The sequence below is a fragment of the Halonotius terrestris genome (assembly GCF_006861665.1).
Taxonomy (GTDB): domain Archaea; phylum Halobacteriota; class Halobacteria; order Halobacteriales; family Haloferacaceae; genus Halonotius; species Halonotius terrestris.
In genome coordinates this window covers 499,788-511,251 of record NZ_RKLU01000001.1, presented here as the reverse complement: position 1 = coordinate 511,251, position 11,464 = coordinate 499,788, and the positions used below count along the sequence as shown (strand labels likewise).

Annotated in this window: 14 protein-coding genes; 4 read left to right on the top strand and 10 right to left on the bottom strand. The window is 64.1% G+C overall.

Going from position 1 to position 11,464, the window contains the following annotated elements; translation table 11 throughout:
• Window positions 1-45 precede the first annotated feature (45 nt).
• On the bottom strand, window positions 46-219 hold the full coding sequence (locus tag EGH24_RS02720) for a hypothetical protein (RefSeq protein ID WP_221886697.1): 174 nt from the start codon (window positions 217-219) through the stop codon (window positions 46-48).
• A 112-nt stretch (window positions 220-331) separates the two neighbouring features.
• On the opposite strand from EGH24_RS02720, the gene EGH24_RS02715 reads away from it, so the two are divergent.
• Window positions 332-625 carry an AbrB/MazE/SpoVT family DNA-binding domain-containing protein gene (locus EGH24_RS02715; RefSeq protein ID WP_142978630.1) on the top strand — a complete coding sequence of 98 codons (294 nt, stop codon included), beginning with the start codon at window positions 332-334 and terminating at the stop codon, window positions 623-625.
• Entirely contained in the window at window positions 622-1,059 is a 438-nt protein-coding gene (locus tag EGH24_RS02710) for a PIN domain-containing protein (RefSeq protein ID WP_142978629.1), read from the top strand. The genes EGH24_RS02715 and EGH24_RS02710 overlap by 4 nt, the downstream gene beginning before the upstream one ends.
• Window positions 1,060-1,158: 99 nt before the next feature.
• Here the strand turns inward: EGH24_RS02710 and EGH24_RS02705 are convergent, their stop codons facing one another.
• From EGH24_RS02705 to EGH24_RS02680, 6 genes are all read right to left on the bottom strand, one after another.
• Entirely contained in the window at window positions 1,159-2,073 is a 915-nt protein-coding gene (locus tag EGH24_RS02705; protein ID WP_142978628.1) for a serine/threonine-protein kinase RIO2, read from the bottom strand.
• A gap of 95 nt (window positions 2,074-2,168) precedes the next feature.
• A complete protein-coding gene (locus tag EGH24_RS02700) occupies window positions 2,169-2,768 on the bottom strand; it encodes a DJ-1/PfpI family protein (protein WP_142978627.1) in 600 nt (199 codons plus the stop codon).
• 63 nt (window positions 2,769-2,831) lie between these two features.
• Entirely contained in the window at window positions 2,832-3,749 is a 918-nt protein-coding gene (locus tag EGH24_RS02695; RefSeq protein ID WP_142978626.1) for a DUF4392 domain-containing protein, read from the bottom strand.
• Between the two features lie 76 nt (window positions 3,750-3,825).
• The gene (locus EGH24_RS02690) at window positions 3,826-6,540 is read right to left on the bottom strand and encodes a TRAP transporter permease (protein ID WP_142978625.1); all 2,715 of its coding nucleotides are present in this window, start codon (window positions 6,538-6,540) and stop codon (window positions 3,826-3,828) included.
• Complete coding sequence (locus EGH24_RS02685; protein WP_221886705.1) at window positions 6,537-6,980, bottom strand: DUF1850 domain-containing protein; 444 nt, start codon at window positions 6,978-6,980, stop codon at window positions 6,537-6,539. Before EGH24_RS02685 ends, EGH24_RS02690 begins: the two co-directional genes overlap by 4 nt.
• 203 nt (window positions 6,981-7,183) lie before the next feature.
• Window positions 7,184-8,179 (bottom strand): TAXI family TRAP transporter solute-binding subunit, encoded by a 996-nt coding sequence (locus EGH24_RS02680; RefSeq protein WP_142978624.1) that lies wholly within the window; start codon window positions 8,177-8,179, stop codon window positions 7,184-7,186.
• Window positions 8,180-8,369: 190 nt separating this feature from the next.
• On the opposite strand from EGH24_RS02680, the gene EGH24_RS02675 reads away from it, so the two are divergent.
• Window positions 8,370-9,236: a deoxyribonuclease IV gene (locus EGH24_RS02675; RefSeq protein ID WP_142978623.1), complete on the top strand. Its 867-nt coding sequence runs from the start codon at window positions 8,370-8,372 to the stop codon at window positions 9,234-9,236.
• 3 nt (window positions 9,237-9,239) lie between these two features.
• On the top strand, window positions 9,240-10,055 hold the full coding sequence (locus tag EGH24_RS02670) for a class I SAM-dependent methyltransferase (RefSeq protein WP_142978622.1): 816 nt from the start codon (window positions 9,240-9,242) through the stop codon (window positions 10,053-10,055).
• Here EGH24_RS02670 and EGH24_RS02665 read toward each other — a convergent pair whose 3' ends face one another.
• The 3 genes from EGH24_RS02665 to EGH24_RS02655 form a co-directional block, all read right to left on the bottom strand.
• Complete coding sequence (locus EGH24_RS02665; protein WP_142978621.1) at window positions 10,056-10,451, bottom strand: PIN domain-containing protein; 396 nt, start codon at window positions 10,449-10,451, stop codon at window positions 10,056-10,058.
• Window positions 10,448-10,693 carry a hypothetical protein gene (locus tag EGH24_RS02660; RefSeq protein WP_142978620.1) on the bottom strand — a complete coding sequence of 82 codons (246 nt, stop codon included), beginning with the start codon at window positions 10,691-10,693 and terminating at the stop codon, window positions 10,448-10,450. The genes EGH24_RS02665 and EGH24_RS02660 overlap by 4 nt, the downstream gene beginning before the upstream one ends.
• Before the next feature lie 49 nt (window positions 10,694-10,742).
• Window positions 10,743-11,405, bottom strand: coding sequence for a DUF7095 family protein (locus EGH24_RS02655; RefSeq protein ID WP_142978619.1), 663 nt, complete (start codon window positions 11,403-11,405; stop codon window positions 10,743-10,745).
• Between the last annotated feature and the right edge of the window lie 59 nt (window positions 11,406-11,464).

The window sequence follows — 11,464 nt, the reverse complement described above, 5'->3', positions numbered from 1 at the left end:
ATAGGCACTTTGATTTCGGTGCTGCCGATGTAGCGACCGCCGGAGCTATTCGCGCTCGAAAATCTCGGTGACAGTATCGCGTGCGATCCACCGAATCCCGGTGTCGTCCTCGATCATCACCCAACTCGGATAGATCTCGACGCCGACATCGTGGTAGTCGCCGGTTTTCGTCTGTACGTCAGCAAGCTCGATTCGCGTGATGGGATCGGCTTCGCTCATCGGTGGTGGAACGTTACCAGCCATCTACCTCATTGTTATGGGATCGGATCGTGGCCTGTTTCGGCTGGTGTATTACAAAATTTGAAGTATTACGCTATCTAACCCATTACACATGACCGAATCCGAGGAGGGGACTACCGTCACCGTCACGAGCAAGGGACAGGCGACGATCCCGAAAGCCTACCGCGAGAAGCTTCGGATCGACACCCCCGGACGCGTCCGGTTCGTCGAAACCGAGGACGGCGAGGTCGTGATCCGCCCGGTCAAGCGGCCTGCCGAACTCCGCGGCGCGCTGGCGTCCGATGAAGCCGACGACGAACAGTCGGCCACCGAACTCCTCCGCGAGGAGCGGGCGCGAGAGAAGGCGGAGCGTGACGAACAGCACGGGCTCACTGGCGACAAATGACGGTCGTCTTCGACGCCGAGCCGCTGTTGGCGTTTGCGTTCGACGAGCCGGGGGCCGAAGCTGTCGAAGACTGGCTTGATCGTGTCTACGACGGCGACCGCGCTGGCTACGTCTCGACGGTCAACCTCGCGGAGTTCCGGTACATCGCAGCGCGGAAGGCCTCTCCCGAGCAGGCTGACGCGCACATCTCTCGTCTCCGAGAACTGGGTGTCTCCGAGTACGCTGCCGACGACCTCTGGCAGGCGGCCTCGGAGCTGAAAGTCGAATACAACCCCTCGCTTGGGGACGCATACGCCGTTGCCACCGCCGCCGAACTTGATGCCGACACCGACGGCGTCACTCTCCTCGTCGGTGCTGACGACGATTACGACGCGTTCGAGGCTGCGGCCGATTTCGAGCATCTCATCGAACGCTTCCGAACTGAACCTGCCTAAGAGGCATCCACGTTTTCAGGGAAGCCGCCGTCCGAGCCACAGCTATCCAGAATCGCCGTGGTTGGCCGCTTCGAGAAATTTTGTATCGCGCTCAGTAGTTTATGATTCAGCAAACGCCGTGATCGTCTCGAAGTCGTTGTCGACGACAGCGTCCGCGAGAGCCTCTGAATCGACCGATTTCGGCGTTTCGCGGGGATACTTCCGGCGGAAGTAGCTATGAATGTTCTCGAGGTCCCGCGCCAGCAGTTCGCGGGCGTTGTCGTGGTCGGTCGAGACGGCTTGGGGCCAATCGAAGATCGTCACGCCGTCGGTATCGACGAAAACGTTGTACTCGCTCATATCGGCGTGGACGTAGCCCGCGTCGTAGGCGGCGGCCATCTCGTCGATGATGAGATCCACCACGCCGACGACCTGCTCGGATTCCAGCCCGGCCCGCGAGAGCTCCGCGCCCGCGAGTTTCTCCATGACGATCGCGTGGCGGTTCTGATCGACCGGCCGCGGCACCGACACGTCGGGATACAGCGATTCGAGGATGTCGTACTCCCGTTCGGCGGCCTTGCGAGCGGTGTAGAGCCACGAGACGTGGTTGCGGTCGGCGGTGTACTCCCGTTCGCGCTGGACTTCTCGAAAGTTGGTATAGCCCTCGCGGTGATATTTGAGGGCCATCGGTTGGAACGAAATCGCCTCGTAGACGTCGCTNTCCTTGCCGACGCCCAGCGGNGCNCCGACGCCNTCGATGNTGTCNCGCTCCGNNAACGTNCGNAGNGCGAGNGCGTCGTACCCCTCGAAGGNGAGTNGGTAGCCCTCGTATTGGATCGTCTTCCGCTCGATCAGCTCGTGGCGCATACAGCGGTCGATCCGGTAGTCGACCTCTTCGGCCGTCAGATCCGCATATTTCGGGATCTCCTCGTGTTGGACCCACTCGGAGAACCGCATCCCCTGCTCGATCCCCGAGAGCAGATAGAAATCCTCGGGTTCGAGCTCTCGAAAGAACTCGGCGACGTTGTCGACCATAGGGAAGCCTCGCTCGCACAGCCTAAAAGCCCGACGAGTCCCGGAATAGCCGGGTAATAAATCACATACCGCGATACAAAATCCGTATCGGTCGGCTACGACACGTGGACCGAGCCTTGTGGCGTGTGTTCCATCTCCGTCCGGACCGCGTCGGCGATCTCCGCGCCGAACAGCCGGTCGACGAGGTGGACGGCGAGATCGAGGCCGGCAGTGACCCCACCCGCGGTCAGCACGTCGCCGTCGTCGACGACGCGGGCCTCGACCACGTCGGCAGCCGTCGCCCGGAGATCCGAAAGCGCGCCGTTGTGGGTGACTGCCGGTCGGCCATCGAGGATGCCGGCCCGCGCGAGGAGCATACCGCCGGTACAGACCCCGGCGATCGTGGCTTCGCGGTCGGCTGCCTCGGCGATCGCCTCCGGGATTACGCCGCGTTCGGCTTCGGCCCATGTGCCGGTTTCACCGCGGTCGTTCCATCCGCCGCCCGGGATGACGAGGAGGTCCGGTTCGACCGCGTCGAGTCGGCCGTCGGGTTCGACACGGAGCCCGTGGCCCGCCGTGACGCGGTCGGTGTCGTCGATGGTTCGGAGCGACGGCGTGCAGTCGGCACCGGCGTTCGCGGCGTTTGCGAAGACCTCGTAGGGCCCGATCGCGTCCAACTCGTCGAACCCGTCGAAGAGGAGGATGACGCAGTTCATACCCGCTGCTTGGGAGGGAGTTACAAACAAGCACCTGCTGCCACAATATTTGAGCGATCCCGCTCACTGGGCGGTCACACAGTGCTGGAGGATATCGACGACGTTGGCGTGAACCGCGGCAGGGATTCCATCGACCGACTCGGTTGCCGCGCCGGTGACCCCGTCGATACAGCCGGCGTCGACGGCCGCTGCCAGCAACGCCCGCTCGGTATCACCCGTATGGAGCAGATTGCGGTCGGAATCGATCGACAGCGCGGCGACGAGCCCGTAGGCCCCCCAGTTCGAGACGGCCGCGACGACCAATTCGTCGACTGGCGTCACACAGGCGATCGTCTCGCCGCCGTCGACGTGGGTTTCGACTGCCGACCGAATCCTGCCCATCCCGACCTCGTTGCCGCCATCGCCGACGGCGACCGTCGGAATCCCGCGGTCGTGAGCCGCAGCGAACAGCGGATCGACCGCTGTGACAAGTGCGGTAATGTCCTCGCCGGCCGCGGTTCGGTAGCTGCCGTCGGCTGTCCGCCCGGGTTTCTCGATGGCGACGACGGCACCGGGCTCGTAGCTATCGAGCAGCGACCGCGCGGTCGTCTCGGGTGTCGCATCACTCGTCGCCCCGGCGGCCACCGACTCCGGCGGCGCGAGCGACACGAGTTCCGGCGAGTCGATTCCGAGCGCGTCGGCGACGGCGGTGATCGTCGCCTCGCCCCGCGGTTCGGTGACGACGATCGGCTTCGCGCCGAGGTCGCGGAGCGCGCCTGCCAGCACGACCGTCCCGAGCGGGCCGTCAGTTTCGGGCTCGTTCGACGGCGGGATCGGGAATCCGGTCGTTAGCAACACCGTTTCGCCGGCGTCAGCGGCTGTTTGAAGCGGTCCTGCGGCGGCTTCGACCAGTGGCTCGTCGTCGCGGGCAGCGGCGTAGAGCTGCTGGGTGTTTCGCCCGCCGAGGTCGACGGTGAGTTGCTGGTCGATAGCCGCGAACATACCGTTTCTCGGTGGGCGAGCAGCCTAAACGTAGCGGGCGGCGCGGAGAAAGAGATGCGCTGGCGACTGGTGGCCGTTACGTGCTTTCGGCCGTGACGCTCGCAGTCGGCTCGCTGCCATCGGTATCGAGTTTGCGACGGTTCCGCACCGTGAGCGCGGCGAACAGCGCGAGCCCGACACCCCGAAGCGTCAGATCGAGCAGCAGCGCGTCGGGGGAGGGCGTCACGCCGACGAGGCTGAGCAGGTCGAAAACGCTCTCCGAGAGGAGGCCTGGGGCCATCAACAGCAGCGAACTGAGCGCGAAGCCGCCCCGGCCGACCGAATCGACACGGGTGTAGAGCGTCCCGATGACGGTCGCACCGAGGGCGATCACGCCGAGGAAGACGCCGATCACCGGGATGATGATCTCCGGGACTGAGTAGGAGAGTTCGGCCAGATCACTGAAGCCGACGACGCGGTACTGATCGCGGATCGGCAACTCGGCGGCGTTGGCCTTCTCACGCAGTAGCACGATCCCCGGCGCGAGGACGAACGCGAAGGGGACGATGGCCTTGTTCAACGACAGCGAAAAGGCCTTGACGCCGGTCTCGAAGGGGTCGGATTTGGCGACCCCGCTGGCGGCGTAGGCGGCCACCGCCACCGGCGGCGTGATGTCGGCGATGACACCGAAATACAGGATGAACAGGTGGGCCGCCAACAGCGGAATCCCGAACTCGACGAGCGGGCTCGCCAACATCGAAATCAGGATGATGTAGGTCACCGTCGTCGGCATCCCCATCCCGAGGATGATGCTAGCGACGGCGGTCACAAGCAGCATGACGACGATCGAGCCGCCCGACAGCGCGAGCAACAGCGAGGTGAGGTTCGGCCCGAGCCCGGAGACGCTGATGACGCCGGGGATGATGCCGGCGGCGGCAACGGCGATGACGACCGGGACGGCGGTACGCGCCCCCTCGTCCATCGATTTGACGACGAACGCGCCGAGGCGGGCGGGCTGGCTGTCGATATCGCGGCCGAGCTTCTCACCGACTGCCTCGGTCGATTCCTTGACTTTCGGATTGAGATCGAGGTACTCGGCGTTGAGATTCGGCTTCGAGAGCAGCGTGACCGCACCGGCGAACATCATGTACCAGCCGATCCGGGAGCCGACGATCCCAACCGCCTCGCCGAGCGGCAGTCCCGCGCCGGCCCCGCCGATGAGGCCGGTGACCGGCACACCTGCGAGGGTGAAACTCGCCACTTCGAGGCCGACGACGGCGGCAAAGACGGCGGCGAGTCGCCCCCGCGTTTCATGGCTATAGGCCGAGACGACGGCGATCAACGCGACGAGGGCGACGAGCGTGAACCACGCCGACCGCGAGACCGACAGTCGCTCGATGATGAGGTAGTACAACAGCAGGCCGATGGGGACGAGGTAGAACCACCCGCGTTTGAGGTGGTCGACGAGGCCGACCGTTTCGTCTTCGAGCCCGCCGATCCCCTCTTGGACTGCCTTGAGGTGGACCATCACCCAGACGCCGAAGAAGAAGACGATCGCCGGGATCGTCGCCAGAATGATGATCTCGCGGAACGGCGTCGCGGTGTACTGTACCATCAGGAACGCGGCTGCACCCATCACCGGCGGGAGGATCTGTCCGCCCGAGGACGCGGATGCCTCGACGGCTCCGGAGAACTCCGGTGAGTAGCCGGATCGCTTCATCAGCGGGATGGTGAACGCGCCCGTCGTGACCGTATTCGCAATCGAGGAGCCCGAGATCGTTCCCATGAAGCCGCTGGCGAGGATGCTCGCCTTTGCGGGGCCGCCCTTGCGTTTGCCGGTCACGGCGTAGGCGAGGTCGATGAACCACTGGCCCGCGCCGCTCATTTCGAGGAACGAGCCGAAAAGGATGAAGATGTAGATGAAGCTCACCGACACCGTGACCGGTATCCCGAAGACCCCGTTTTCGGTGTTATACCACAGATTTTGAATGATATCCGGCCACGTTAGCTCCGGGATCGCCAGCAGGCCGATGAATGGCGTGTTGCCGCTGATGAGAAAGCCCCACCGCGCATACACGATGAAGCTCGCCACGATGAGCATGAGCGGGAGGCCGAGCGTCCGCCGCGTGGCTTCGAGTACCAGCAGAATGCCGATCACGCCGAGGGCCATCGCGTAGGAATACTCGCTGACGAACGGGATACTTCCGAGAATCGGATCGAGGAACGTGTAGACCGCCGTCACCGGCCGGCCGGAGTCGATGCCGAAGACCCGCATGTTCTGGATTTCGGCGAACTCCGTCAGGAAATAAAACGCCGACAACACCGCGCCGAGGATACAGACCAGATCGAACACCGTCACGCGCTCCATCTCGGGATCGAGGAACGCCCACCGGAACCCACGCCGCAGGCCGCTCGCCGCCCGCGTCAGTGGGTTTTCCTCGCCGAACTGTTCTGTCAGCGCGGGGACGACACGCCCGAGGTAGCGGGCGACGAACCCGTCGCCGGTACTCCCGGGAAACAGCAGGAACGTGATCACGAGCGCGAAGGCGACGTGGACCGCGTTGGCCTGCAGCAACTGCAGGGAGACCTGCCAGTCGGCGACCAGCGGTAACGGGACGGTGAACGTGAAACTCTTGGCCGCCAGAAACAGTTGGAAGAGCGAAAACAGGATGCCGATGGCCGCGACGGCGACGGCGGCGACACCTTGCAACGACCGCCGTCGTTCGATCTCGTCGATCAGCTCGTCGGCTTCCGCCTGTGAGAGCTCTTGGTCCGATTCATTGCCGTCGTCGGCGGGGGTGGATGTGCTCATAGGATACGCTCGATGAGGGATCGGTGTTCGATGTGAATACGAACGTCGCGGGCGTCGGTGAGGGCAACGAGATCATGTCGTGTGCCATCAATTATCAATGTATGGTCGGCGATCCGACCGGGAGACACTGACAGACTCTCCAGTTCTGCGATCGGTTCGTCGGGTGCGTAGACGAACGTCCCGTTGACGGTGGTGACGTTGACGCGGGCTGGCAACCCCCACCCGTAGGATTCGAACTCCATCCGGGTGTTGACTAACGTCTCGCCGTCGACGCGGTAGGCGTCGTAGACGCGGGATTTCTCGACGCTGTGGGTGTATTCGAGTGCGACGGTACTGCCGTTTTCGACCGGCTCGCTGTGGTACTGCTCGCCGGTCTCGATATCTTCGACGACGAGGACGCTTTCGGCGGACAGCGTCCCGACGAGGCCGGCACCGAGCACCGCCGCTACGAGGACAGCGACGAGCCACCATCGCCCGGACACGCTGTGACGTAGCGCGATGAATCGGTCGTGAGCCACTGGTCCACCCGGAGTTGCCTATCGCTCGGTTCGAGCATCGGCGTCGATGCTCGGTTGATCACGCCCTGTGGCAGCAACGAACAGCGAACAGCATCGGTGGCGGCGTCGTCACCGCAGCACACAGCTCAGGCGTCGAAGTACGCCGCCGCGCCCTCGTGGAGTTCGATCGACATGCCGTCTTGGGCACTGTCGACCGTGATGAAGTCGGTCTTGATCGACAGGTCATCGAGGTTGTCGAAGATGGCCGCGGTGACCGTCTCGACGGTTTCGGCTGGAACGCCCTCGTTGGTGGCGATCATCGCCTGGACGGCGACGGTTTCGACGGCCTCGCTGACGCCGCTGTAGGTGCCGCCGGGGATGGTATCGTTGGCGAACCACGAGGCGTCGGATTTGATCGTCTCGCGGGTCTCGCCGCTGATCGGGACGATCTCGATGTCGTTGGTGTTGGCGAGGTCCTCGATCGCGCCGACCGGCCAGCCGCCGACGACGAACGCCGCGTCGATGTCGCCGTTGGCGAGCTGTTCGGAGGCTTGCGAGAAGCCGGCGTTCTGCTCGTTGAAGTCGCTGATGCCGGCGGATTCGAGGATCTGGTTGGCGTTGACCTGCGTCCCCGAGCCGAGGTCGCCGGTGTTGATCGTCGCGCCGCTGAGGTCGCTGATGCTCGAAATATCGTTGCCGGCCAGCGTGACGAGCGTGATCGTCTCCGGGTACAGTGTGGCGACGCCCTGCAGGGATTCAATGGGACTCCCCTCGAAGGCGTCGATGCCGGTGCCGTTCTTGGCGAAGGAGGCGATGTCGTTTTGGATCAGCGCGAAGTCAGCCGAGCCGTCGGCGAGGCTGCCGACGTTTTCGACGCTGGCACCCGTCGACTGGACGTTCAGCGAGAAGTCCGTGTTCGCCTCGACGATGGTCTTGATCTCGTTGGACAGCGGGAAGTACGTCCCGCCGGTCCCGCCGGCGTGCCAGCTCAGCCGGTTGCTGGTCCCGCCGTCGTCGCCGCCATCGCCGCCGTCGTCTTCCGAACCATCTCCGCCGCCACCGCCGGCACAGCCGGCGAGAGCCGCTACACTGGAAACGCCCGCTACCTGGAGGAATCGACGTCGTGTCTTATCCGTTGGCATACATTCGGACATATAATCCTCACCGTATATAATTACGTACTCTATATGACAATTCAGTAATTGGTATACACCGACTACTTCGGCGGACACACCGACCACCGGCGGAGCGAATCGGCCGAGTGTAGCAGTCAGCGGCCCGCATGCGGTCGGCACCGAAGCCGCTTTGAGGGGCCTCGTCCAACCGGGAGGCATGCACGTCGGCGCACACGTTTCGATCTCCGGGTCCCGCGTTTCATCCGACACCGAGACACCCGAGTACGACGACATTCGCAACGCCGTCGACCGCCAACTGAATTTCGGCGGTAACTGCGGCCAGATCTTCACCACCTCGCCGCAGGTCTGGAAACACCCCTCGATCAGCGACGACGCAGCAGCGGGGTTCCGCGAGCTGACAGCCGAAAAACTCGACGGCCCGTGGGTGATCCATTCGGCGTATCTCGTCAACCTCTGTACGCCGAAAGACGATCTCCGGCAGAAATCCCTCGACAGCATGCAGGCCGAACTCGATGCGGCCGACAAGCTCGGGGTTCCCTACGTCAACGCCCACCTCGGCGCGCACACTGGCGCGGGCGTCGAGGGGGGCCTCGACAACGCCGCCAGCGTGATCGACGACCTTGACGTGCCCGACGGCGTCCAGATCCTCATCGAGAGCGATCCCGGCAGCGGCACGAAACTCGGCGGCGAGTTCGAGCACCTCGCCGGGATTATCGAGCGCACCGACGAGGACATCGGCATCTGCATCGATACCGCCCACACGCTCGTCGCCGGTAACGATCTGACGACGCCCGAGGCGGTCGACGAAACGGTCCAGCGGTTCGACGACGTGGTCGGCCTCGAACACCTCGAATACATCCATCTCAACGACTCGAAACACGACGTTGGCACCCACAAGGACGAACACGCACTGATCGGCGAGGGCTACATCGGCGAGGACGGCATCGCCGCCATCGTCAACCATCCCGACCTGCGTGATCTGCCGTTCGCACTCGAAACGCCGACCGAGGACGGCAAAGGCTTCGCGTGGAACATCGAGCGCGTGAAAGAACTCCGTAACTGAGCCGTGCGCCGGTTTTCAGCCGCCTATCTCGAACGCACCCGCGAGGGGATGTGGGCCGATTCGCGGGCGGCCCTCGCCGATCTCGATCTCCCGAACCGCCAGCGCGTCCTTGATGTCGGCTGCGGCACCGGCGAACTCACGCGCGTCCTGGCGAGCGAGTCCGACGCCGAGGTCGTCGGCGTCGACGCCGACCGCCGGCTGCTTGACGTTGCCAACGACCACGTTCCCACGGTCGCCGGTGATGCACTCAGACTCCCGTTTGCTGACGACAGCGTCGACCTCGTCGTCTGTCAGGCCCTCCTGATCAATCTCCCCGAGCCAGCGGCCGCGCTCCGCGAGTTCGCCCGCGTCTCGACGGACCTAGTCGCCGCCATCGAGCCGAACAACGCCGCCGTCAGCGTCGACTCGACGGTCGACAGTGAGGTCGACCTCGAAGCACGGGTCCGTGAAGCGTACCTCCGGGGCGTCGACACCGACGTTGCCCTCGGCGAGCAGGTCGAAGCGCTCTTTGCGGAGGCTGGGATCGAACCGCTCTCGACCCGGCAGTACGACCACGAGAAGCGCATCGAACCGCCGTACAGCGAGGACGCCCTGCGGAGCGCGAAACGGAAAGCCAGCGGTGAGGGATTGGCCGACCACGAGGTCGAAATCCGCTGTGGGCTCGACGACGAGGCGACGTATGACACGCTCCGGCGAGCCTGGCGTGAGATGGGTCGTGAAGTCATCGACCAGATGCAAGATGAGTCATACGAGCGCGTGGAAACGGTGCCGTTCACCGTGACTGTCGGACAGGTCCAGACCAATGACGAAATCGAGTAATCAGTACGTTTCGACTGGAACGCCCAAGGTCTCGAAATCATCGACGTTGTCAGTGAGCACCGCGTCGTCGAGCACGGACGCCATCGCCGCGATGTAGGCGCCGTTCGAGCCAACACCCGCATCGCCGCCGACAGTATCGTCCGCTTCAGCGAGTAGTTCCCCCGCCACGCGGGCGATTTCGTCGTCGACGCTGACACGCGGATATCCCAGTAGTCGGTTACGGACCTCTTGTTCGGTCGTGTCGCTTCCCGCTGTGGCAACGCCGTAGTAAGCCTCGGCCACGACCGGCGTGGGCAACCACTGCATTTCGCCGCGTTCGACGAGTTCGACACCCTTCGAAAACGCGTCGTCGTCGCCGGCCATCAGATCGAACAGGTACGACGAGTCGATTATCATTCGGATCGCTCGCCCTCAAACGCCTCTCGTGCAGCACTGAACCGGTCGCGGTCGCCGCTGCGGAGCCGCTGGACGGCCGCTTTTGCCTCCTCGGCCTCGGTTTCGGAGAGCAGTCCAGCGACATCGGAGGGGTCCGGGCCGCGTGTCATACGCCGCAATGTCTCCTCCATCGTCTCGTCGGCTCGCTTGTGCCCATGGAGCCACTCGTGGTACTCCTCGGAGACACGGATCGTTTTGACCATANCATATATTCGGATATACGCATCTAAGAGCCTTACGCCCGCGAACGGGTCAGATCACGTCGCCGCGAACGCTCGCCCCGGTCTGTTCGGTCCGGTAGCGACTGACGGTGTCGGCCGCTTCGGTTGCGGTCTCTTCGTCGACGCCGAGGGACTCCAGCGCGCCCGACAGCGTCGGAAACGGGAGTTCGCCGCCGCGAAGCCTGTCGAGGAGGTCGTCGTCCCACTGCCCGTCGACCCACAGACAGACGCCGCGGGGATCGAGAATCTGCTCGTAGGTCTCGTTGGCGAGCGCGCCGCGTAGCCGCTGGGTGACGTTCTCGTCGAAACTCGCGTTGCAGACCTCCAAATGAATCGGTTCGTCGTCGCCGAGCAGGTGGGCCGCCAGACACTTCTCGGGGGCCGCGTGGCCGTTGTCGTTGGCGCGGATGTATTCAGGAAATTCCTCGGCCCACTCGGCGTCGACGCTCTGACCGACGCCTTTGACGCCGTGTTGCTGGTAATACTGCTCGGCAGCGTCGGTGTCGCCGCGCAGCAGGATGTCCTTCGTGAGGTAGATATCGAGGCGGTCGATCGGATCGAGCCCGAGGGCGACATCGCCGTAGACCCAGATTTCCCGGACTGGCACGGGCATCGGCTCGGCTTCGATCGTTTCGATCAACTCGACGACACGGTCGATGGCGGCCGTTCGGTCGAGTGTCGCCTCGGCTGTCATTGGTGACAGTGGGACCGCAGGACACAAACCGGTTTCGACCCGGATTGCAGCGCGTATGA